General features: G+C 32.9%; 25 protein-coding genes. 8 read left to right on the top strand and 17 right to left on the bottom strand.

The genetic code is table 11. From position 1 onward, the window contains the following. The 3 genes from K7G79_RS01895 (at nt 1) to K7G79_RS01885 (ending at nt 2,483) form a co-directional block, all read left to right on the top strand. Nucleotides 1-570, top strand: a complete 570-nt coding sequence (locus K7G79_RS01895; RefSeq protein ID WP_223548619.1) for a GDYXXLXY domain-containing protein — start codon at nt 1-3, stop codon at nt 568-570. A 250-nt stretch (nt 571-820) separates the two neighbouring features. Further along, nucleotides 821-1,693, top strand: coding sequence for an alpha/beta hydrolase (locus K7G79_RS01890; protein WP_223548617.1), 873 nt, complete (start codon nt 821-823; stop codon nt 1,691-1,693). 40 nt (nt 1,694-1,733) lie between these two features. After that, nucleotides 1,734-2,483: an alpha/beta hydrolase gene (locus K7G79_RS01885; RefSeq protein ID WP_223548615.1), complete on the top strand. Its 750-nt coding sequence runs from the start codon at nt 1,734-1,736 to the stop codon at nt 2,481-2,483. A gap of 257 nt (nt 2,484-2,740) precedes the next feature. Here the strand turns inward: K7G79_RS01885 and K7G79_RS01880 are convergent, their stop codons facing one another. The 4 genes from K7G79_RS01880 to K7G79_RS01865 form a co-directional block, all read right to left on the bottom strand. Continuing rightward, nucleotides 2,741-4,180, bottom strand: coding sequence for a glycoside hydrolase family 125 protein (locus K7G79_RS01880; RefSeq protein WP_223548613.1), 1,440 nt, complete (start codon nt 4,178-4,180; stop codon nt 2,741-2,743). A 277-nt stretch (nt 4,181-4,457) separates the two neighbouring features. Then, a complete protein-coding gene (locus K7G79_RS01875) occupies nt 4,458-4,718 on the bottom strand; it encodes a hypothetical protein (protein ID WP_223548611.1) in 261 nt (86 codons plus the stop codon). 134 nt (nt 4,719-4,852) lie between these two features. Beyond that, nucleotides 4,853-6,145, bottom strand: a complete 1,293-nt coding sequence (locus K7G79_RS01870; protein ID WP_223548609.1) for a TlpA disulfide reductase family protein — start codon at nt 6,143-6,145, stop codon at nt 4,853-4,855. Continuing rightward, entirely contained in the window at nt 6,120-7,232 is a 1,113-nt protein-coding gene (locus K7G79_RS01865) for an ATP-grasp domain-containing protein (protein ID WP_223548607.1), read from the bottom strand. Before K7G79_RS01865 ends, K7G79_RS01870 begins: the two co-directional genes overlap by 26 nt. A 761-nt stretch (nt 7,233-7,993) precedes the next feature. Between K7G79_RS01865 and K7G79_RS01860 the strand changes: the two genes are divergently transcribed. Further along, a complete protein-coding gene (locus K7G79_RS01860; protein ID WP_223548605.1) occupies nt 7,994-8,545 on the top strand; it encodes an ester cyclase in 552 nt (183 codons plus the stop codon). A 76-nt stretch (nt 8,546-8,621) separates the two neighbouring features. On the opposite strand, the gene K7G79_RS01855 is transcribed toward K7G79_RS01860, so the two are convergent. The 5 genes from K7G79_RS01855 to K7G79_RS01835 form a co-directional block, all read right to left on the bottom strand. Beyond that, nucleotides 8,622-9,248 (bottom strand): hypothetical protein, encoded by a 627-nt coding sequence (locus tag K7G79_RS01855; protein WP_223548603.1) that lies wholly within the window; start codon nt 9,246-9,248, stop codon nt 8,622-8,624. A gap of 181 nt (nt 9,249-9,429) precedes the next feature. After that, on the bottom strand, nt 9,430-11,295 hold the full coding sequence (locus K7G79_RS01850) for a helix-turn-helix domain-containing protein (RefSeq protein WP_223548601.1): 1,866 nt from the start codon (nt 11,293-11,295) through the stop codon (nt 9,430-9,432). Between the two features lie 250 nt (nt 11,296-11,545). Then, the gene (lysS, locus tag K7G79_RS01845) at nt 11,546-13,237 is read right to left on the bottom strand and encodes a lysine--tRNA ligase (RefSeq protein ID WP_223548599.1); all 1,692 of its coding nucleotides are present in this window, start codon (nt 13,235-13,237) and stop codon (nt 11,546-11,548) included. 130 nt (nt 13,238-13,367) lie between these two features. Beyond that, a complete protein-coding gene (locus K7G79_RS01840; RefSeq protein WP_223548597.1) occupies nt 13,368-13,805 on the bottom strand; it encodes a DUF1573 domain-containing protein in 438 nt (145 codons plus the stop codon). 112 nt (nt 13,806-13,917) lie between these two features. After that, a complete protein-coding gene (locus tag K7G79_RS01835) occupies nt 13,918-14,976 on the bottom strand; it encodes a helix-turn-helix transcriptional regulator (protein ID WP_223548595.1) in 1,059 nt (352 codons plus the stop codon). 131 nt (nt 14,977-15,107) lie between these two features. Here K7G79_RS01835 and K7G79_RS01830 point away from each other — a divergent pair, with 131 nt between their 5' ends. Then, complete coding sequence (locus K7G79_RS01830; RefSeq protein ID WP_223548593.1) at nt 15,108-15,266, top strand: YqaE/Pmp3 family membrane protein; 159 nt, start codon at nt 15,108-15,110, stop codon at nt 15,264-15,266. 92 nt (nt 15,267-15,358) lie between these two features. Further along, nucleotides 15,359-16,066, top strand: a complete 708-nt coding sequence (lipB, locus tag K7G79_RS01825; protein WP_223548590.1) for a lipoyl(octanoyl) transferase LipB — start codon at nt 15,359-15,361, stop codon at nt 16,064-16,066. Nucleotides 16,067-16,073: 7 nt separating this feature from the next. Here the strand turns inward: lipB and K7G79_RS01820 are convergent, their stop codons facing one another. From K7G79_RS01820 to rsfS, 6 genes are all read right to left on the bottom strand, one after another. Beyond that, complete coding sequence (locus K7G79_RS01820) at nt 16,074-16,340, bottom strand: acyl-CoA-binding protein (RefSeq protein WP_223548588.1); 267 nt, start codon at nt 16,338-16,340, stop codon at nt 16,074-16,076. Continuing rightward, nucleotides 16,333-16,989, bottom strand: coding sequence for a phosphatidylserine decarboxylase family protein (locus K7G79_RS01815; protein ID WP_223548586.1), 657 nt, complete (start codon nt 16,987-16,989; stop codon nt 16,333-16,335). Before K7G79_RS01815 ends, K7G79_RS01820 begins: the two co-directional genes overlap by 8 nt. Beyond that, nucleotides 16,979-17,800 (bottom strand): phosphatidate cytidylyltransferase, encoded by an 822-nt coding sequence (locus K7G79_RS01810; RefSeq protein ID WP_223548584.1) that lies wholly within the window; start codon nt 17,798-17,800, stop codon nt 16,979-16,981. The genes K7G79_RS01815 and K7G79_RS01810 overlap by 11 nt, the downstream gene beginning before the upstream one ends. Nucleotide 17,801: 1 nt before the next feature. Continuing rightward, nucleotides 17,802-18,413 (bottom strand): LUD domain-containing protein, encoded by a 612-nt coding sequence (locus K7G79_RS01805; protein WP_223548583.1) that lies wholly within the window; start codon nt 18,411-18,413, stop codon nt 17,802-17,804. Nucleotides 18,414-18,530: 117 nt separating this feature from the next. Then, on the bottom strand, nt 18,531-20,480 hold the full coding sequence (ftsH, locus tag K7G79_RS01800) for an ATP-dependent zinc metalloprotease FtsH (RefSeq protein WP_223548581.1): 1,950 nt from the start codon (nt 20,478-20,480) through the stop codon (nt 18,531-18,533). A 3-nt stretch (nt 20,481-20,483) separates the two neighbouring features. Beyond that, nucleotides 20,484-20,855 (bottom strand): ribosome silencing factor, encoded by a 372-nt coding sequence (gene rsfS / locus K7G79_RS01795; RefSeq protein ID WP_223548579.1) that lies wholly within the window; start codon nt 20,853-20,855, stop codon nt 20,484-20,486. Between the two features lie 94 nt (nt 20,856-20,949). Between rsfS and K7G79_RS01790 the strand changes: the two genes are divergently transcribed. Then, the gene (locus K7G79_RS01790) at nt 20,950-21,678 is read left to right on the top strand and encodes a biotin--[acetyl-CoA-carboxylase] ligase (protein WP_223548577.1); all 729 of its coding nucleotides are present in this window, start codon (nt 20,950-20,952) and stop codon (nt 21,676-21,678) included. Nucleotides 21,679-21,731: 53 nt separating this feature from the next. Here K7G79_RS01790 and K7G79_RS01785 read toward each other — a convergent pair whose 3' ends face one another. Both K7G79_RS01785 and pyrE read right to left on the bottom strand, forming a co-directional pair. Then, nucleotides 21,732-22,127 carry an SRPBCC family protein gene (locus tag K7G79_RS01785; RefSeq protein WP_223548575.1) on the bottom strand — a complete coding sequence of 132 codons (396 nt, stop codon included), beginning with the start codon at nt 22,125-22,127 and terminating at the stop codon, nt 21,732-21,734. Between the two features lie 70 nt (nt 22,128-22,197). After that, nucleotides 22,198-22,842 (bottom strand): orotate phosphoribosyltransferase, encoded by a 645-nt coding sequence (gene pyrE, locus K7G79_RS01780; protein ID WP_223548573.1) that lies wholly within the window; start codon nt 22,840-22,842, stop codon nt 22,198-22,200. 129 nt (nt 22,843-22,971) lie between these two features. Here pyrE and K7G79_RS01775 point away from each other — a divergent pair, with 129 nt between their 5' ends. Then, nucleotides 22,972-23,553, top strand: a complete 582-nt coding sequence (locus K7G79_RS01775) for an NUDIX hydrolase (protein ID WP_223548571.1) — start codon at nt 22,972-22,974, stop codon at nt 23,551-23,553. Nucleotides 23,554-23,816: the final 263 nt, after the last annotated feature.

Below are 23,816 nucleotides of genomic sequence, written 5' to 3'. Positions count from 1 at the left end.
ATGAAAACAATACATATTTTTATACTGTTTATAGTTGTTGCCATAGCACAAATTTTCGTGCCTATTAATATGATTTTTGGTAAAGAAGATATTCTTGCTAAGGGTCAATTATATAAGTTTAAAACAAGGCCTATAGATCCAGCAGACCCATTTAGAGGTAGATATATTGCCTTAGATTTTGAAGTTGGGTTGTATGTAACTAAAGATTCAACCTGGCAGAGAGGTGAGGATCTTTACATTTACCTTGAAACAGACAGTTTAGGATATGCTAAAGTGTCAAAGATTAGTCGAGTACTATTACCAAATGAAAAGAAGAATTTTGTGAATGCTAAGGCAAGATGGTACAATAAACAAAGTAAGGAATTAAATATTCAATATCCGTTTAATAGATATTATATGGAGGAAACCAAAGCTTATGATGCTGAGGTAGCGGTGAGAAATGCTCATCAAGATTCCTTAATTGATACCTATGCATTAGTTTATGTAAAAGTAGGTGAGGCGGTTTTGGATGATGTTATTGTTAATAATATTTCTATTAAAGATTATGTAAAAAAGATGGGTGTTAAGTGAGGTGAAAAACTATTTTCTTAAAGAAATTATAAAATTATATGGTGTGGTTTCTGTGTGGGAGGTTAACATTGAGAATTTTGTTCTAGCAATATTTAATACAATAATGTGTTTTAGAGTTAAGAATATTAAAGCGATGGGCTTATTTCATGGAGTATTTATTATCCTCTAGCCTATAGGGATCCATTTGTAGAAATGTTTTTAAAAATGTTATGAGTACTAATTTGTATATTAGTATGATTATAATCTGCCAATGGCGTACTGGGTTTCAACCATATTACTAATTATATCTATTTATATAACTGTTAGTATAGCATTGTATTATTTGCAGGATTATATGCTGTTTAAACCTGAAAAGCTATCCAAAGATTTTGAGTTTTATTATGATAATCAGAACACTAAAGAATATAACCTTGAAACCAGGGATGGTGCAGTTATCAATGGTCTTCTGTTTATGCCCAAAGGAGATTCTAGGGGAGTGGTTTTATATCTTAAAGGGAACTCAAAAAGTATAAAGGGCTGGGGGAAGTTTGCTGTAGATTTTACCAGACATAATTATAATGTTTTAATGGTAGATTATCGGGGTTTTGGTAAGAGTACCGGAAAGCGTTCGCAAAAAGCTATTAAAAGGGATTTACAGGAAGTGTATAATAAAATTAAGGAACGAATCTCAGAAGACAGGATTATCCTTTACGGCAGGTCTTTAGGGTCTGGATTTGCTGCAAAATTGGCCTCGTTGAACAATCCTAAAATGCTTATTTTGGATGCTCCCTATTATAGCTTGACCAAAGTTACTGCTCGATACGCCCCATTTATGCCCTTATCGGTATTACTTAAATATCCATTACCAACATATAAGTGGTTAAAATATGTAAGATGTCCAATTCACATAATACATGGAACAAACGATAAACTTATTCCGTATAAAACCAGTATAAAACTATCTAAGGTAAACCCAAAACGAACAAAACTTCACACTATAATAGGGGGTGGACATAAAAATTTAAATAATTTTGAATCTTATCATAAAATGATTCATGATATCTTAAATTCAAAGCCTCAAAATATTGATTTATCAACAACTAGTATTCATGTTAAACACAGCTCCAAACCTAATAAAACATAAGCTTAAGAAGATATTTTTTATTTTTATAAGTCTTTATGTTATGATTTTAACATTACTATACGTTTTCCAAGAAAGGCTATTGTTTCTGCCTACAGCACTAGAACAGGACTTTGAGTACCAATTCACATATAATTTCGAAGAATTATTTTTAAAGACTAATGATGGAGCTATACTAAATGCTATTCATTTTAAAGTTGAAAACCCAAAGGGCGTTATCCTGTATTTTCATGGAAATGCTGATAATCTGTCCAGATGGGGCGCCATTGTAGAGCCTTTTGTTGAAAGGAGGTATGATGTGCTAATTATGGATTACAGAGCTTATGGTAAAAGTATCGGAAAACTAAGTGAAGCATCTTTTTACAATGATGCCAAATTATTTTATAATTACCTAAAACAAGGTTATAATGAACAAGTTATTACACTTTATGGACGCTCCTTAGGGACAGCAATGGCAACATATTTAGCTTCAAAAAACAAACCGAAACAACTTATTTTAGAAACACCTTATTATAGTATGACAGATGTTGCGCAACTCAAATTTCCTATTTTTCCAGTAAAGCAGCTATTAAACTATAAATTTCCAAGCTTTGAGTTTATTCCAAATGTGAATTGTCCAATAACTATTTTTCACGGCACTCAAGATGAGGTTGTTCCGTTTTCCTCTGCAAAAAAATTAGTTACGATTAGCCCAAAACTGCAAACAACTTTTATTGTGATAGAGGAAGGAAATCATAATAATCTAATGGAATATAGGGCTTACCAATCAGAGATAGATAACCTATTTCCTTAATCAATTTCTTTTTACAAGACCTTTAATTCTTAAAGAAATTATAAAATTAGAAAGTAAGCTGTTAAACATTTCTAAATTAGTTTTACATATTAAAAAAATTGCGTCTCTTTGTACCGTAGTTAGATTTATAAATCATATAGCACATAATTTCTTTTCATAAGATTAGTTATTAGTGAATAAATTTAGTTTAGTTGGTTAGTTAGTTTAAAAGCCCAGTAATTTTATTACTGGGCTTTTGTATTTTATAAGAAAATATCTTAAAAACTATGGGATAGTATAGATTTACGCTCCCTGTAAATTTTAATGATCAATTCCCCAAACAGTGTGTTGGCCCAGGCAAACCAAGACCTGTTAAAATCTTCGGGGTTGTCCTTATTAAAGGCTTCGTGCATAAATCCAGTACCAGCATGGGTGTTTTTAAGCATTGTTAAACACTTGATGATTTCTTGATCATTGTCGCTGGTCATGGCCCTTAAAATAATACCCATGGGCCATATTTTGTTTTTCCCGGTATGCGGACTCGCCTGGCCTTCGGCAGCTTTACCCTTTAAATAATAGGGGTTGTGGTCGCTTAGCAGAAAGCGTCTGGTGTTTTGGTATATGGAATCTGTAGTCTTATGAGCTCCCAAATAGGCTAATGACATTAACGAGGGTACGTTGGCATCGTCCATAAAAACTTTGTTGCCAAAGCCATCCACTTCATAAGCGTAAATGTTACCAAAATCCAAATGATTGGAAATGGCATATTGCTTAATGGCTTCGTCTACTTCATTGGCAAAACGTGAACATTCATCAGCAAAAGCAGAATTGTTCAAGACGTTTTTATTAATAGCAGCCAATTGCTTTAATGAAATAACAGCAAATATATTGGAAGGGATTAAAAACGGAAACAAGGTAGCATCATCCGAAGGCCGGAACATAGAAGCTATTAGCCCCACGGGTTTTAAAGGTCTTCCTGTACCTGCAAATGTTGGGGCATCAATCATGGACGTCGTTTGCCTAATAAAGGTATATGGCGATTCACCATGTTTTCTTTGTTCTGTACGTAATGTTTTTACAACAAGTTGCATGGCTTGATTCCAATCTTCATCAAAAATTGAGGGGTCTTGGGTACGTTGGTAATACTCATTGGCTAACCTAATGGTATAACAAAGGGAATCTATTTCCCATTTTCTTTCGTGTACTCCGGGTATGGGTGTTGGTTTGTCACTTTCCCATTCCGATTTTTTACTTAAGTCCTTATAAAAGGCATTAGCATAAGGATCCTTAAGAATGCATTTGGTTTGTCGGTTAACCAACCCTTTAATAAGGTTTTTTAATTTATCATCCTTTTTGATCAAAGGCATGTAGGGCCACACTTGGGCGGTAGAATCCCTTAACCACATGGCATCAATATCACCTGTGATGATAAAAGTGTCTGGCTTACCATTTATAATTTCATAATCAACTGTAGTGTCCAGTGTATTGGGATAACAGTTTTCGAATAGCCAAGCCAGTTCCTCATCTTTTATACTGGCTTTTACTTCAGCGATTAAATCTTCAACGGCCCGACTTGTAAAGGTGCGTTGGTTTGGATTTGGCCTATTCGATGTGTATGTTTTTTGATCTATTAGTGTCTTTGCCGCTAAGGAAGCAGGTAATACAGTTAAGCCTCCAACCGCAATACTGTTTTGTATTAAAAATTTTCGTCTGTTCATGAGTTTAGTTTCTATAAAAATAGGATTTTATTATCAAGCTTAAGGTTAAAACCAAAAAACTTCACAGCAAATATTTAGTTTATTCTAGTTTTTATAAAAGTCAAAAGTATTGTGTCTTTTTCACCTCTTAACAAATACATTGAAGAGTGATAATGACGGACAACAGGTTTAAAAAACCGAATAAAAATCCATGAGGATTTACATAAGTAAGCGAAAACAAGCAATTACTTATAGCCAATATTGTGCGCGGACATTTTTATTTTAACATTGAACATTATTAATCGCAGTCAAAAAACCAATCTCTTCCAAACCCTTCAATTGCTTCTCCACCATTAACAGGGTTAACCGAAATTGCAATGCATGCATTTGTATTGCTCTGCCTAATGGTTAATAGTCTTTCATATTCATTACAAGATATTTCAATCCTAGTACTTGAAGTGTCTTCACAAGAAGATAATAAATTAACAAATCTGCAGTCTTCACAGCAATACCCAAATAATGTTGCACAACCGTCATCATCTTTTTTACAGCTTGTCAAAAAAGGAAATATTAAAAACAGATATATTATTTTACACATATTTATTAAAATTATGCAGCCTTATTTTAGGACGGGTCAATTTAGTTTTGTACTAAATTACGCATTATTTTTTATGTGATATTACCACACTTTTTTTAAATATTTTCTTCAATTAAATTAATAATATCATCCTTATTAAATGATGATTTGGCGTATATAATAGTTCCACTTTTGTCGATAATCAAAAATGCTGGTGCATAATTTATTCCATATTCAGTAGCAATTGATTTTCCGTTGTATAGAGAGGGATATTTCATCTTTTTTTCAGTTACATAATTTATAAGATTTTCTCTATCATTTTCTTTTATAATTTCAATACCATACATCTTGAATGACTTATCAGAAAATTTGCTATATATATCATTAAGATCAGGAATAGCCCTAACACACCATCCACAATTTTCAAACCAAAATTCTAGAAGAATTACATTCCCTTTCAGTTTAGAAGGATTAATTAGGTTTGTGTCTTTTAAATTAGGTAATTCCCAATCATCAATTTTTTTACCAACAAAAGTGATTAATTTATTACTCATTAAACTGTCATAATATTCAACTTTATCATGTCTTGCATAATCTAATGGAAGGTTTAAGCCTTTCCAAATACCTTTTTCTGGTTTGTATTCAAAGTCTATATTTTCAAGAGTATTGCTAACGGTTCCATCGGGTTGGTTTTGAGTGGTTATTATTTTTGGAATAAAGTTAGATTTATCTATTATAAGAGAGAATTGCGTGTCATAAAGTGAGAATTTTTCATCGACATCTATTTGTTTTTTTACACTCAAATCCATCCAGTCTATATATCCTTTTTTTATTATAAAATTGAATACATAATGCTTTTGATTTAAAATTAATGAATCTGGATTTCTTATAATAAGTATGTCATCATCATTGATTAGTTTAGGCAGGATTTCTTTTAAAGAGTATAAGGTTGCGGTTAAATGATTATGAACATTGGTATTTTTGTCAATCAATATAATCTTCTTTTCGTTATCTGATTTTATAGTTTCGTTTCCATTAAAAATTACATCAAAATGTTTATTTTGAATATGGTATTTCAATCCGTTAGTGTTATCATTATTAGTAAAATCAAAAAACAAATTTTCGGTACTTGAAAATAACAGTTTTCCTTTGACTCTTACTTCAGATTTAGAATTATACCTAACAGTCTTAATATTTTCAATAGCAGAAATGGTTTCATTTAAAATTTCCTTGTCAGGTTTTTGACAAGAGATAATTAATAAAAGATTGATTAATACTAGTGAAATAATTCCGTTCATTTTTTTGTCATTTCTCATATATGTGGTATCAGCTCGTGAATATGATGTGTGATGCGTATCGAGCATATGCGCTGTTAAAGCAATTTTATTTAATATCTTCAAAATATTCATTAAAATCAATTTGAAGTAACCTTTGTATGCTTTCAAAATTTTCATCTAGTGTGTAAACTCCAAATGCTAATTGACTTTGGTAATCAAAAATAGTTTTATTTAAAATTTTAGTAAACTCACTTTCCATTTTACTCAAATTTGGCTGCTGTTTACTTTTGTTTACTTGACTTCCATTATATGCTATAAAATACACAAAATTATTGTTGGGGTATTTTTTCCATAATCTATTCCAGTCAGGACTTTTTTCATTAATAAAACATAAGTAGGGGTTAACATTTAAGCTATGGTAAATCATATTTCCAAGCCCCATGCCTCCAAAACGCATTGCATTGATTTCTATCGGAATTAGATTTTGATTATGTTTAAATTCAGAATGAAGAGCAATGTTTTTCAATTCTAATTTGTCACTTAATTTATTAAAGAATGCTATAGCGTCAGAATATATTTTCTCAAAAATTGATTTATTAGTATAATATATCATGTGTAAATATTCAATATGCTTAGGTAGGGGGTGGTAATAGATATTTACTATATGTGGGTTACCTTTTGAATCATAGAACATGTCCACTGCATATTCTTCACCTTCAATAAAATCTTCTATAATAAATTCACTTTGAGATAAGACAGTTTTTGAAAGAATTGATGAGTTTTTGCTAATTTCCTTTTTTATTTCATTACACGTTTGTTTTAAGTCACTATTTTTATCAATGATTTTTACTGCTGTACCAAAACATCCTTTTACTGGTTTTAAAACTTTTTTTTCTGATATTTTTAATTGAACTATTTCGTCAAAATTTATATGTCTATACTTTAATGAGGGGTAATCCTCTTGTAATAATTTGCGAAATAAATGCTTGTGTTTCATAGACTGTATTGCACTTTTTTTGATCTCGTCACTAAGGTTTTTCAAAATGCTTTCTAGAGTAGCTTCTGAGGTTACACAGACTTTGATTGATTTGGAAATATCTCTAAATCTATCAATAAAACTGTTTTCTTGAACTAATTCCATAGCTTCTGTATTAGGAAGCGTTTCAAGAGTTCCAGATTCTGCACTTTCGGGATAAACTAAAAATAATTTATTTTTCATTTTTTTCACATAATGATTAAAATTATGTAGCCTTTATTCAGGACGGGTCAAAATGACGCACAACAATTGGTTAAACGCTATTGTGTTTATCTACATTATGTTTATTCCTTCAAATGTAAATAAAATCTTGCTTTAAATACTCTAATTTAATAAGGAGAAAAAAATTGGTTTAACAAATTTGTGGTTATAGTTTGTTCTTTAATTGTATCAACCTGAAAATAAAAAGGATTCTCCGTGAAGTGAATCCTTTCAATTTGTTTAAGATGCCGAAACTTACTTAGGCTGTATTAAGTATGATTGGCGTTATTATAAAACCTCAACAAAAAAGCCATTGTCGTTTTAACAACCTTCGCTACCTTCTTGCCGGTCAGTCCTTAATGGTCTTATCCCATTTTTTATTGCTCAATCCAGACTGCACTTTTAGCATATTCAATGCTATGGGCGAGTTCACCTAAAGTGTATTAAAATTTTTGTCTGTTCATGAGTTTAGTTTCTATAAAAATAGGATTTTATTATCAAGCTTAAGGTTAAAGCCAAAAAACTTCATGGCAAATACTTTAGAATCTATAAAATTTAAAAGTAGTACAATATTCTTGGAGATTTGGATAGATTAGGCTTGTTAAGTTGGGTTTTTTGGGCAGTACCACTTTTATTTACTGAAGCTATTTTAAAGTATAGGAAAACATTTAAATAATTGATAGTAAGTTTTTTAAATTGAATTTTCTTATCTTGATGAAATATTAACCAAAAACCAATTTTAAATGAAAACTCTATTTAATTTTAATATAATGTTATTGCTAACAGGTTTAGTTTTTATAAATAGTGCTTGTAAGGAAACGCCTAAAGAAGAAATAGAACAAGTTAAAACTGTTGAAGTTGTAAATGAAATTTCTGACACCGATTTTAAGGCTCTATGGGAGAAGATTGATCTTATGTGGGAAAAAAGAGCGCCAGAGCTCATAAATAATGTTTATGCCGATAATTTTACTAGAATAAGTCCAGGAGGCAAAAGTACGAGTGGAGCTGAGCTTGTTAGTGAATTCAATGCTATAAATGGAGCTTATCCAGATATGATATTAAATTTGGATGATTATTATATAAGCGGCAATATAGTTGTTGTAAATTGGTCTGCTGATGGAACATTTTCAGGTGAATTAATTGGTGTGAAAGGAAACGAAAAACCATTTAAAGCTATATCGGGTATTACAGTACTCACGATTGAAGATGGTAAAGTTGTTAAAGATGATTCTTCCTGGAATGCTTTGGAAATATTTTTACAAACAGGATATAAAATAACTTCTCAGGAAGAATAAATAATGAATAAAAAAAAAGGAAGGAATCTTAAGATTCCTTCCTTTTTTTTGAATTGGATTTTTCTTTCTTAAATTACTATTCCGATGCGCTACCAGGTACAATAATTAATTCTCCTTCCTCTATAAAGAAATCAGTATAAAATGGATCTTCCCCTTCATTACCTGTAGTTCCTGAATGAACATAGGCATTGGTTTTAGCCCATCCGGATGCGCCTTTAAAACGACCGGTACCTCCAATAAATGTTATTTCGTCATTAAAATGTACTTGATAATCAGGGTTATCTCCTGTATATAGCCATATCTGGCCTGACTCAATTATACAATGTAATTCGTCTCCGTTAGCTGCTACAAATTTACCCGTTTCTATAAACCAATAGTTCACTGGAAAAATAACTTCTGGAGTAGGAGCAGAACAAAATCTCATAAAGATTTCCTGTAACTGGCCAAGATGTGTCGCTTCTCCATTTCCCTTCATTATCATGGTTTCACTAGAAGAACCAGGGTCACATGCTTGGGAACCTGGAGCCTCTGCACGCCACACAGTAAAGGTAGCTTTAAAAGGTAAACTTTTTTGAATGCTGGATTTTGAGGTTAGGTTGTCTTTTTCAAGTGAGTTTTGTTCTGAATGGAAATCTTCAATGTTACAGGCTGTGAAAAGAAAAAAACTTAATAGAGTTAAACAAAATAGTTTTATAGTTTTCATAATTACATAGTTTTACTTGTTATACAATACACTTTATACCTATAAAGATGGTTAAATAATGTACATGACATTAAGTAACTATGTTGCAAAAACATTAATTTTTTTTGAAAATTATGTTGTCTTGTTAAGCCATGTTGTTAATAGGAAGGTTGTTTAGGGTTAGGGCAGTTTCAATTGAGGATTATTTGTTAGAAACAGTGCTGTAAGGTAAGTTCATTTTTTTCATTAATGCCATAAACCGTTGATTGGAATGTAAAATATGAGAGGGGTACATATAGGGAATATCTCCCAGGGGTCTTCCTTTGTTGAAAGCATCCTCCAGTATATTTATGCCTTCATTAATGTCTCCTAAAAGAAATAAGCTTTTAGCTTTAAAATTAGGTTCTGAAATCTTGGAGATACACCATCTCATTAAACCATCTGTGCCAGATACTTCATATATGCTGTCTAAAGCTTGATTGGTTATATCACTTTTTATAATTGTTCTCAACTTCTTTATATTTTCTATAGCTAATGAATCATTTTTGAGCATATAATGTGACCAAAACTGATATAGTGAAGGTCTTATACTTTCCTTATTTAAATCTTCTGCAATTTTTGACTCAGCTATAGCCTTATGAAAACTTCCATTATTTAAATAAAGCTTTGCGCTTACTTCTCTAACTATGAATGACAAAGGGTCAAGCTCAATAGCTTTGTTTATGTGGGATCTTGCTTCTTCATGTTTCCCTAAATAACTAAGATATTCAGAGAAGCGATGGTGTAGTGTAGAATATTTTGTTCCAATTTCAAAAGCCTTTTTAAATGCTATATTTGCTTTTTCATAATTCCAATCAATATAAAAGTATAGTGTAGCTAGTACTGTATGGGCCTCTACTAAATTGGGGTCTATTTCCAAGGCTTTTAGTGCAAAATATTCGGCTTTTTCTCTATTTTCTTTAATCTCTTCACGACTTGATGATTTCCATATTTTTAGGAAATAGGTGTCGCCTAAGCCAGCATAAGCAAGCGCATAATTAGGGTCTTCTTTTACGGCTTTATTAAAATAATCAATGGCTGTTAAATAGTCTTTGCCCAATCGTTTTCCCCAATAAAATCTACCCAGTTGGTATAATTTATAGGCTTCAATGTTTTCAGTTAGATTTCTTTTAATCTTTAAAGTTTGTTGTTCTGAAAGAGTTGTATTTAGGTCTGAAGCTATTTGTAGGGCAATTTCACTTTGAATTTTAAAAATATCAGATAATTCTCTGTCAAAACTTTTAATCCAGACATGGTCATCACTAGTGGCATCAATAAGCTGAACTGTAATTCTGGCTTTATTCTCATGCTTTTGGATACTGCCTTCCAGAATATAGGAAACACCTAATTCTGAGGCAATTTTGGGAATTGTTTTTGTTGTGTTGTGTTTATAAATCTCGGATGATGTACGAGAAATAACTTTTAATTCTTCTAAGGTAGCTAACCTGTTTAAAAGACCTTCTACCAGTCCATCAGCAAAAAATTGATTGTCCTCATCACCACTAATATTCTTGAAAGGTAAGACCGCAATAGATTTTTCAGTTGAAGCTAAAACTTCAGTACTGGAATAGTAGTTAAACAATATATAGCCTACAAAAATTAGAACAAATAATAAACCAAAAGTTTTAAAAACCCTCCTGCTTTCACTTTTATAACTAAAACGGTTTTTCTTCTTTATTTCTTGTTTAAAGGCTTCCTCGTTTTTATGTTTTTTAGTTTCACTTGCAGGATACCCATAATGCTCGTGAAAACATTTATGAAAATAGGAGGGGCTTCCAAAACCAACTTTGTAGGCAACCTCAGAGATGGTAAAAGATTCCTCTTGGAGCAGTTTATGAGCCTCATTAAGCCTAATCTCTCTAATATATTGACTTATGGATTGTGATTTTAGTGTCTTTAATTTTCGGTGTAGATGCGACCGACTTAGACCTGCTGATTTTGATAAATCTTCAACGCCAAATTGTTCATTTTGAAGATTATCTAGAACGATCGATTTTAGTTTGGATATTAATTTATCATCCTGAATCATTCTTTGTTAACGGTATTAAGCCTAATAATTGAAATAAGGTAAACTGTCTTAAAATTAAGACATTAAGAGAAGAATTCCAATACTATTCGATACAACTTGATATATTGATGATTAACTGTTTCTTAAAAAGCTTTAGTTTATATCATAGTTAAAAGAAAACTATATCGTCTAATATTTTTAATAGAATAAATGATAATAAAAAAAGGGAATCTCATTTGATTCCCTTTTTAAGATTTCTTTAAAGGAGCTCTTAAACAACTCCAACAAACAAGCCTTCATCTGTTTTTTCAAGTTTGACAAGACTATTTTTAGTAAGTTCTTTAATACATTTATCCCATTTTTTATTTGATAAACCCGATTGTAGTTTTAAATCTGACAGAGGTAATCTTTCAGTTTTTCTCAAGGTTTCAAAAATGGTTTTGGCATCATCACTTAAAGCCACAGTTTTCTTTTCTGGCCGCATTTGCGGAAAGAACAGCACCTCCTGTATGGATTGGTTGTTGGTCAAGAACATAATCAATCGGTCCATACCAATACCCATCCCCGAAGTAGGGGGCATACCGTATTCTAGGGCACGTAAAAAATCGTAATCGATAGTCGCTGTAGCTTCCTCATCACCTTTTTTGGCCAATTCCAATTGGTGCTCAAAACGTTCGCGTTGGTCTATAGGGTCGTTAAGCTCAGAGTAAGCATTGGCTATTTCCTTACCACAAACCATCAACTCAAAACGCTCGGTCAGTTCAGGATTGTCTCGGTGCTCCTTACACAATGGGCTCATTTCTTTCGGGTAGTCGGTAATAAAGGTGGGCTGAATGTAGTTGCCCTCACATTTTTCACCAAAAATTTCGTCTATCAGCTTACCCTTACCCATAGTCTCGTCTACTTCAACACCCATAGCTTTGGCAGCTTCTCGTATTTCGGATTCACTTTTACCTGTAATATCAAACCCAGTAAATTCTTTAATCGAGTCGGCCATGGTTACCCTGGCATAAGGGGCCTTAAAATCGATATCATGCTTACCAAACGTTGCTTTGGTGGTACCGTTAACTGCTATGGCACAATGCTCCAGCAAACGTTCACAGAAATCCATCATCCAGTTATAATCCTTGTAGGCCACGTAAATTTCCATGGCTGTAAACTCTGGATTGTGGGTGCGGTCCATACCCTCGTTACGGAAGTTTTTAGAGAATTCGTAAACACCATCAAAACCACCAACGATTAAGCGCTTTAAGTATAGCTCGTTTGCAATTCGCATATAAAGTGGCACATCTAAAGCATTATGGTGGGTTACAAACGGACGCGCCGCAGCACCACCGGCAATGGGCTGTAATACCGGGGTTTCTACTTCAAAATAACCAGCATCGTTAAAAAATTGACGCATGGCATTGAACAATTTGGTGCGTTTTACGAAAACATCCTTAACGTGTGGGTTAACTACCAAATCGGCATAACGCTGACGGTAACGTAACTCGGGATCGTCAAATTTATCGTGAATATTGCCTTCGGCATCCAATTTTGGTAAAGGCAACGGTTTTAAGGCTTTACTTAATAAGGTAAAGTCTTTTACCATAACCGTTTTTTCGCCAACTTTAGTAGTGAAAAGTTCGCCTTCAATACCTATAAAATCACCTATGTCCAGTAATTTTTTATAAACAGTATTGTATTTTGTCTTATCGTCTCCAGAACATATTTCGTCCCTGTTAAAATACAGTTGGATACGGCCTTCGGCATCTTGTAACTCTGCAAAACTAGCATTGCCCTGGATGCGCCTAGACATTAAGCGACCAGCGATAACCACCTGTTCGCCCTGCTTAAAATTGGTCTTTATTGATTTTGAAGTATTCTTAACTGGGTATAAATTGGCAGGATAAGGGTTAATGCCCAATTCGCGTAATTTTGCTAATTTCTCTCGTCTTACAAGTTCTTGCTCTGATAATTGCATGCTATTGTGATTTTAAAAACCGGTCCTTAATGACCAGGTGCAAAATTACATTATTTACACACAATAGCACACAACATTTTTAATAAGCTTGTACATAAAAAACTTATATACAAGCTATGGTAGATAACAATTAGCTTTTGGGAGCTTCTTTTGTTTCAGGTTTCAGTACTTCTCCCTTAATCCTTAATACTTTGTTAGGTTGAGAAGCATTTGTGGTTAACATAACTGTTTTGGTGAATTTACCAATCCTGTTTGTGGCATATTTTACCTGAATTTCACCTTTTTCACCTGGTAGAATGACATTTTTGCTATAGGTAGGTACGGTACAACCACATGATCCTTTTGCTTTAGAGATTACTATTGGCGCGTCTCCTGTATTGGTAAATTTAAATACACGCAAGCCATCAGAATTATAGGCAATGGTGCCATAGTCTATTTCTTCGTTTTCAAAAGTAAAAACACCAACTTTTTTAGATTTGTCTTCTTCTTGGGCAAAGCTAAACGCTGAAACAAATAAGAATAAAACAAGTAATAAATTTGTTGATTTTTGATTTAATGAGTAAGTCATGATTATTTAAATTTTAAAAATTCTTGATGTAACAAACTTGCACATATCTTTTATTAAAAACTAAAAAATCAGGATTGAAAAAGGTACTAGTACCTAATTATACGCTTATTAACTAGTTGTTAAATAATGATTTAGCTTCATTTCTATTTTGAATATTTAACTTTCTATAAATGTTGTTTATATGGGTTTTTACGGTGCTAAGGCTAACAAAAAGGATGTCGGCTATTTCTTTATTGGATTTATCTTCAAGTAATAAATTGAGAATATTCTGTTCTTGCCGCGTTAATTGTTCTTTACCATTGGAAGACATCCGTTTCTTGAATTTTTTGAAGGACAGGAATAATATAATGTTAACCGATATAGATGCAATGAACAAGAAGAATAAAATATAGGTCCAATTAACAGCATTATTTTCAGACTCCCTATTAAGTATAAATTCATCAGAATTAAGTTCGTTTCGGTATTGTTGGGTATAAGTTGCATCAGGATAGGTAGCCGTTAATCTTTTAAGCAAACCTTCGTAATAGGGATTAGTCTTTAAATCTTCCAAATAATATTGGTGCATACTATTCCTTCTGTCTGATAAATAGGTGTAAATGTATAGCTCCGCCAAGGGTTCGTTTAAGCTTTGGCCAAAATCCTGTAATTTTTTAAACCATTTTTTGTTGTTCAATGCTCTGTTAGCTTCACTTCTAAATGTACTGTAAGCATATTTCATTTCATCTTTAAGGGAGTCGATTTTGATGAGTGATAGGGCCTTATTATTTTTTGATTTTACATCGCAAAACATTTGATAGTCAAAAGAAAAAGGGAACTGTAAGGTGTCTGTATTTTTTGCTATAAATAGTATTTCGTTACTTTCGTCGCAATGGCCATTAAAATGTGGCAGTTCTAGATTGTACTTTTCACAATTGTGAACATGTATTCTGTAAATTCTATAATTATCTTCTAATACGCTTCCTGTAAATTCGAAATGACCGATAGAGTCTGCCTTCACCATGTCAATAATCTGCTCTTCATAAATACCAGACAAGTGCCTATAATCATCTATGATGGAGAGGTACACATTGTCGTGCCACTTCGTTTTATCTATTTCACCCGAAAATTTATATTGTGCTTGAGCAAAAACCGATATTAGGAATAATAAAATAAAACAGTTGCGTATGTTCATATTACGAAACTACCTATTTTCTTTGAATGAAACACCAATGACTAAAAATTTAATACCTAGTGTAATAATTGAGTGTAACAAACCTAAAACTATTACGTCCAATAGGTGTCATCAATTAAAAATCGGAATACATGAGTTTTTGGAGAGTTTTATTGTCTATAATTTGTCCGCCCTTAGCTGTTTTAGATAAGGGCTGTGGTTCTATTTTTATAGTATTCTTGTTATGGTTATGTGGATGGGTTCCTGGGGTAATAGCGGCGCTTGTTATTCTTAATAACCCTAACCGTTAGATATGATTTAGCCAGTATCCATTTGTAATGCAATGCTTTTCGTTTGTCTTATATGAATTTTAAAATGAAAAATTCCCGTACTTTTGCAGCCTATGAACAAGCTAATAGAACTACAGGATTTAGGGCATAAGGACTACAAGGAAACTTGGGATTACCAAGAACTATTGTTTAAGGGTATTGTTGACATCAAGGCTAAAAACAGGAGGGAGGAAACACATTTGCAAACCAATAATTATTTCTTGTTTGTAGAGCACCCACATGTGTATACATTGGGAAAAAGTGGTGATTTGTCTAACTTGCTTTTAAACGAAAAGCAAATTGCCGATAAAGGTGCTACATTTTATAAAATTAACCGTGGTGGCGATATTACTTATCATGGTCCTGGACAAATTGTTGGTTATCCTATTTTAGATCTTGAAAATTTCTTTACCGATATTCATAAGTATCTTCGCTTTCTGGAAGAAATGATTATTCTAACTCTTGCAGAATATGGTATTGAAGCCACACGAAGTAAAGGTGAAACGGGGGTTTGGTTGGACGTAGGAACACCCTTTGCCCGAAAAATTTGTGCTATGGGTGTGCGCGCCAGTAGGTGGGTTTCTATGCATGGCTTTGCGTTTAATGTCAATGCCGATTTAGGGTATTTCGATAATATTATTCCTTGTGGGATTAGGGGTAAGGCAGTGACATCATTGAATGTTGAGCTAGGAGTCAAAGAAGTTGCCATGGATGAGGTTAAGAAAAAAATGTTAAACCATTTCGCTATGCTTTTTCAGGCTGAATTTGTAGAAAAAGTGTAAACGGATGTTATTCCCTGTATAAAAAGTAATTATTAACCAATTCTATATACTTCTCTTTGGCGGCCTTAGGACTTACATTTTGAACCTGAAACAAGGCGTTTGTCTTAAAGGCATTGATAATAGGTTTTTTGCTACTGGGTTTGCCATAATCGTTTGTGGCTCTTTTGTAATAGGCATAGAGTTTTAATAGCGTATCAGCAGGAAACGGATCGGTATGATTGTTAACCCGGTTAACGGCTTCTTGGAAGGCTGTATCTAAATCAGTTTTACCCATTGGTTTCTGCAATAATGCTTTCGCCACCTTTTACTTTTTGGTTGAGTTGAACCTTAATTTTTGCGTCTAAAGGCAAAAAAACATCTACCCTTGAACCAAATTTTATAAATCCAGAATCTTCTCCTTGAACTACTTTATCGTTTTGTTTGGCATAATTAACAATACGCTTGGCCAGTGCCCCTGCAATTTGACGATACAGTACCTTACCATAATTTTCATTTTCAACAACAATGGTTGTGCGTTCATTTTCCTCGCTAGCTTTAGGGTGCCATGCCACTAAGTATTTTCCTGGATGGTATTTACTAAAAATAACATTGCCACTTATAGGATAACGAGTCACATGGACGTTGATAGGAGACATAAATACACTTACCTGTAAGCGTTGGTCCATAAAATATTCTTTCTCGAAAACCTCTTCAATAACTACTACCTTTCCGTCAACAGGTGATACTACAGTATCATTGTTAACCAAAGTATTGCGTTTGGGGTTTCTAAAAAACTGAAGGATAATAATTAAAAACACAAACAATAAAAGCATGATAGTTGTTCGCAACCAAGCTATGCCTATGAAAAAATCGGTAAGCAAGAACAGTGCTAAAACTAGAATAAACGTTACCGTTATAATTTTATGTCCTTCTTTATGAAACATATTTAAGCATTCTTAAGAATAAATATATAATTGGAGCAGCAAAAATAATGCTATCCAATCGATCTAACAATCCACCATGCCCCGGCATAATTACACCACTATCCTTAACTTGGGCTTGCCTTTTAAATTTAGATTCTATTAAATCCCCTAGCGTTCCAAATACACTAATAATAATAGCCATTATTAGCCAGTTAGTGAAATTTAAAGTTTCGGTAAAGGTAGCGATAAAATAGCTTGCTATACATGAAAAAAATAACCCCCCTAAAAACCCTTCTACAGTTTTCTTGGGCGATATTTTTTCAAAAAGTTTTTGCCTTCCAAAGTTTTTGCCAACTAAATAAGCAAACGAGTCGTTTACCCAAACCAATATAAACGCTCCTAATAAAATGTTTGGGTTATATGTAGGGTAATAATTGGTAATTAAAACCAAAAAAACAAATCCGCTAGAGAGATAAAAGGTTGTTAAAATAAAACGTTTGGAATGAAACAAGGGGATGACCTTTTCTGAAAACAAATCCTTAATTAAAAACAACTGCACAAAAATGGTTATAACCATTAAAATTTGGGTAGCTTCGTCGAGTCCGCCATTAGATTGTAGGACCTCTTGCCAATAACCAAAAATACCATAAAGTATAATAAAAATGATATATGGAATGTTGCTTTTAAGCTGAATAAGCTTTTTAAACTCCACAAGACAAATCAGACCAAAAACTAAAAAGAGAATAAGAAGTGCATGTTCAGAATATAAACATAATATAAGTAGAGTCGCATAGAGTAAGCCAGATAAGCCTCGAATAAAAAATTCCTTCATGCTACAGGTCTTCTAGAAGTAATAAGTATAAATTTTTTGCACTACTGCCATAGCTTAAGAAATCTTTTTCATCGACAGATTTAAAATGTTTAATAGTTGTAATATTGGTGGGTATTTTTTGTCTGCTTTTTGATTTTATAACTCGAAGTCCTTCTCCTATGCTTTCAACAATTTGACTGGTTGTAGCAAAGACAATAAAATTAAAAGGTAACTCACGTAATTTTTTTTCAAAAATCTGTTTGGAAGAAATAAGCAAAGAACCGTCATTGGCAATGAGGTTTTCACATGTCGTTAAGAAAAATGTAGCATCACTTATTTTTCGGGTAGATTGTAAGCTGGAGCCTTTAAACTTACTTTCAAGTTGGTCATCTAAAACTAACACATTTTTATTTTCCCATTGATTTTCAACTAATATGTTTTGTAAGTTTTGAAAGATTTCATCTAAGTTTTCACAGTAAAGGAATTTACCGCCATTAGCTTTAAAGTTTATGGTAAACCTTTCGTCTATTGGCAGCTTGATTTCAGGCATGTACTTGCCTCTTTCGTTTGATTTTATTAGTTCTTCATCCTTATTTTCAGATTTAAAACCAAAAATTTTTCTAAAAAGACTCATTAAGATTATGCTATTAACTCAATTACATCTGGGTTTATCAAATATAAAAAATCTTAAACTAACCATGAGGGTAATTTAAGATTTTTACTATTTACTTAACAAAATAATAGGAATAATCTATTTTTCTGTTGTTTCTTGTTCTTCTTTTGTTATTTGTTCTTCTTCTTTTTCAAAAGTACGTTTGCCAAATATTTTTTCCAAATTGTCTTTAAATATTACTTCTTTTTCTAAAAGTACTTCAGCCAATTCGGTAAGTTTGTCTTTGTTTTCCTCCAAGATTTTGATGGCACGTTGGTACTGTTCTTCAATAATACTGGAAATTTCTTTATCTATGAGTTCAGCTGTTTCTTCACTATAAGGTTTGGTAAATCCATATTCGCTTTGTCCTGAAGAATCGTAATAAGTTAAATTACCAATCTTATCGCTTAGTCCATAAATGGTAACCATGGCTCTTGCTTGCTTGGTTACTTTTTCCAAATCACTTAATGCGCCAGTAGAGATTTTATCAAAAATAACCTTTTCGGCAGCACGACCACCCAATGCAGCACACATTTCATCCAGCATTTGCTCTGGTCTAACAATTAAGCGCTCCTCTGGTAAATACCATGCTGCTCCTAATGAACGTCCTCTAGGAACAATTGTTACTTTAACCAATGGTGCGGCATGTTCCAACATCCAACTCACGGTAGCGTGACCTGCTTCATGGTAGGCAACAGCTTTTTTCTCGCTAGGAGTAATAATTTTATTTTTCTTTTCAAGACCACCTATTATTCGGTCTACCGCATCTAAAAAGTCTTGTTTGTCTACCACTTTTTTGCCATTTCTAGCAGCAATCAAAGCAGCTTCATTGCATACGTTGGCTATATCGGCACCTGAGAATCCTGGAGTTTGTTTAGCCAAAAAATCGGTATCTAAATCCTTGGATTTTTTTAGTGGTCTAAGATGCACTTCAAAAATTTCTTTACGTTCACGCAAATCGGGAAGATCTACAAAAATTTGTCGGTCAAAACGTCCGGCACGCATTAAGGCCTTGTCTAAAATATCAGCCCTGTTAGTAGCTGCTAATACGATAACATTGGCATTGGTACCAAAGCCATCCATTTCTGTAAGTAACTGGTTTAATGTGTTTTCACGTTCATCGTTGCTTCCAGACATAGCATTTTTCCCTCTTGCCCGACCAATGGCATCAATTTCATCTATAAAAATTATAGAAGGCGATTTTTCTTTGGCCTGCTTGAATAGGTCACGAACCCGTGATGCGCCAACACCAACAAACATTTCTACAAAATCGGATCCCGAAAGTGAAAAGAAAGGTACTTTAGCTTCTCCGGCAACAGCTCTTGCCAATAGGGTCTTTCCTGTTCCTGGAGGGCCAACCAATAAAGCGCCTTTTGGGATTTTCCCACCTAAAGTGGTATATTTTTCAGGATATTTGAGGAAATCCACTATTTCTTGTACTTCTTCCTTTGCACCCTCTAAGCCAGCAACATCCTTAAAGGTAGTTTTTACATCGGTATTTTGGTCGAATAGTTTGGCTTTAGATTTACCTATATTGAAAATCTGTCCGCCAGCACCACCACCAGCACCACCAGACATGCGGCGCATAATGAATATCCATACGCCTATTAACAATATGAATGGAAGTAAGCTAATTAAAAAGTCACCCAAATGATTTTCGTCTGTTTCTAAGGAATAGATATCGTATTTTCCTATTGTCTTTAAATCGTTTTCGAAGTTTTGTAAATCTCCAATTTCAAATTTATAGTTTGGTAATTTAGTGGACGAAGGAATAAACGTTTGTGGCTTTGATCTTTTGTGAATTTCTTTATCCTGTGCCTCATCTGTAAGATAGACATTGGCAATACGCCTGTTTATTACAACAACTCTTTCAACGTCATTATCTTCGGCATATTTAAAAAATTCAGAAGTTGTTATGTTTTTGGAACTTTCAAAACTGTTTCCACCCAATAGTTGAAATCCTAGGAAAACCATTATAATAACAGCATAAATCCAATATGGACTGAATTTTGGTTTTTTCTCTTTTATGTTTTTTTTGTCGTTTGCCATGTTTTAGTAACTCGTTTCTATAACTGTTGTTTTTGCATCTCCCCAAAGGCTTTCTATATCGTAATATTCTCTAATATGCTTTTGGAAAACATGTACAACAACATTAACATAATCTATGAGCACCCATTCGGCATTGTCCAAACCTTCTGTATGCCAAGGATTATCCTTTAGTTCTTTACTAACCTTTTTTTGTATTGAATTTACAATAGCGGTAACCTGCGTGTTTGAAGTTCCTTCACAAATTATAAAATAATCACAAACCGTGTTTTCAATATCCCTTAAATCTAAAATACTTATTTCTTTACCCTTAACATCTTCAATCCCACTAATTATAACCGATATTAACTGGTCTGTACTTATTTTTTCTTTCGCCATTAATTTTATTTACTTTGTGCAAAGTTATTATTTTTTTAGTTCTTTATACTTTAAAATAATCATAAGATTTTAAAGTCAAAATACAACTCTATTAATGCGTATAATCAAACTTAATGCCATCGATTCCACAAATTCATTTTTAAAGGAAATGATCTATAATGAAGTAGTAGAAGATTATACAGTTGTTATTGCACAACACCAAACAAGAGGTCGTGGACAAATGGGTACGACATGGCAATCAGAAACTGGTAAAAACCTTATGTTTAGCTTATTTAAGGACTTGAGTGTGCATGTGGTTGAGTTTCCTTTTTACATAAGCATGGCAGTTTCCTTGGCTATTTTGAAAGCGTTACAGCAATTCAACATTCCAGATGTACGCATTAAATGGCCAAACGACATTTTGTCAGCAAACAAGAAAATATGCGGCATATTAATAGAAAATGTCATAAAAGACAGGTTGAATTCTACCATTATTGGGATAGGGGTAAACGTAAACCAAACAGAGTTTGAGAACTTACCACAGGCATCTTCTTTAAAAAGTATAACAGGAGTACATTATGATTTGGATGAAGTTTTGCATTACATAATGAAACAGACCAAATACTATTCCCAACTTTTACAAGATGGTGAATACAATACTGTTAAAAATGAATATGAAGCATATTTATTTAGAAAGGATAAGCCTTCAACATTTAAAGATGCTAATGGCAATTTGTTCTCCGGGTTTATAAAAGGGGTTACCAAATATGGAAAGCTTATGGTGACCCAAGAAGACCAGATTGTTAAAAAATATGACCTAAAAGAAATTACCTTGATGCATTAGGCTTAATGAAATGGTAAATTAAGTTTAGTGAAGTGTTCTTTTAAGACACAAAATTAAATTGCATTGGGAATATTGGTTGCCAGTGTTTCAATAAATTTGGTGATGGGACCTTTAATCATCATAGCCATCATAGGGTTGAAATCCCCACTAAACTTTAATTGAACCTCACTATTTGATCCATCTATTGCGTTTATTTCACCTACTAAAGAAAAGTCTATTTTCCCTCCAGCGGCACCTAAAACAATTTTATTTGGAGGGATTGCCTCTTTCTTTTTTAAGACAATTTCTGGCATGCCCTTTAAAGCAAACACAAACTTATCTTCTTCAAGAATCTCAAATTTGCTAATATTTTCAGGCATTAAAGCTTCGAAGTTTTTTACATCAGTTAAAAAGTTAAAGATGTCTTGTGCCGATTTAGCAACGCTTATATTTGGGGATTCTAAATTCATGATGTATTTTATTATAGGTTCTTTAGCTGTCAAATTAAAGGGGTTTCATACCCCTTAACTAAAATGTAGTTTAATTTGGGTGCCATTCACTAGGATTGGAATTCCAATCTAATAAAGTTTTAAGTTCTTTTTCAGAAATATAATTGGTGTAAACAGCTTGTTCCAGCAAACTTTCATAATTACCCAAAGTTTGGAGTTTTACGTTGGCTTTTTCAAAATTTTTGGTAGCGACATCAAAACCATAAGTAAAAATAGCAATCATGCCTTTTACGCTTATCCCAGCATCTCTTAATGCATTTACCGCATTTAAACTACTTTTTCCTGTACTAATTAAATCTTCTACCACTACTACATTTTGCCCTTTTTCTATAAATCCTTCAATTTGGTTTTTACGTCCATGGCCCTTAGCATCGGGTCTAACATATATAAATGGAAGTCCCAGGTATTCTGCTACCAACATACCAATGCCAATGGCACCCGTGGCTACACCAGCAATAGCGTCGGGTTTGCCATATTGCTTTTCAATTTGTTTTCCCATAGCTTCCCTTATATAGTTTCTTATAGGAGGAAACGATAAAATAATACGATTGTCACAATAAATTGGAGATTTCCATCCTGAAGCCCAAGTAAAAGGGGCTTTTGGGCTTAGTTTTATAGCATTTACCTGCAATAAAACCTCAGCAGTTTTTCTGGCGGTATGTTTATTAAAAATCATAGTCGCAAAATTAAACATAAATTTAATTTAATGCTGTTATAGACATTCGATTTAAAATATTTTTTTAACAATTTAAAAATTGTGCTTAAAAATGATATTTTTACCAAAACCTAACCGAAGACATTTATAATGTATCAAGTTTTTGTTGGAGATAAACCTATTGTTTTAACAGATAAAGTTGAATTGGAAAACGGATTTAGAAACTATTTGTTAAACACGGTAAACATAGGTAAAGTAATAAAAGAGCTTAATAAAACCGATTTAAAGGAAGTTCGTCTAATCCATAATAACAAGGAAAAACTACTTAAAAAGTTTTTGAAAAAATTACCTAATGTAATTGCTGGGGGTGGTAAGGTCTATAATGATAATGGCGAAATTTTATTCATTTACCGGAACGAAAAATGGGATTTGCCTAAAGGTAAAATTGAGGGGAGTGAATCCATTGAAAGAACTGCATTAAGAGAAGTTGCTGAAGAAACAGGTGTAGCTGGTCTTGAGATTGTTAAGCCGTTAGATACGACTTACCATATTTTTAAAAGAAATGGTAGGCATAAAATTAAAGTTACTTATTGGTTTCAAATGAAGACCAGTTTCGCTGGCGATTTGGTAGCTCAGGAAAATGAGGGTATAACTAAAGTCGAATGGTTGAACAACGGGCAAATTAATAAAGCACTAGAAAACTCTTATGCTAATATTAAATTATTGGTTTAGGGAATTGTTGCATAACATAGAAAACTGTAAACAAACTATTTATAATATTCACTTTATTTGTGTGTCCAATCGAGTTAACCTTATCATTTATCTAATTAATCATACTCGCTATTTTTTAACTAAAAAAACAGAAAAATTAGTTTTTTACACAGAAGAAATTTATAAAAAAATGTTGAGTTATTAAGTTACGTTCTGTTTTATTTGATTCCAATATATAGGTTTTTTATTAATCATTCTCATAATGGAATTGTGCCAAATATTTT

Source organism: Aestuariivivens sp. NBU2969 (genome assembly GCF_019931125.1).
GTDB lineage: Bacteria > Bacteroidota > Bacteroidia > Flavobacteriales > Flavobacteriaceae > Aestuariivivens > Aestuariivivens marinum.
Note: the sequence above shows the minus strand (reverse complement) of the source record. Positions and strands in the feature narration are given on the sequence as shown.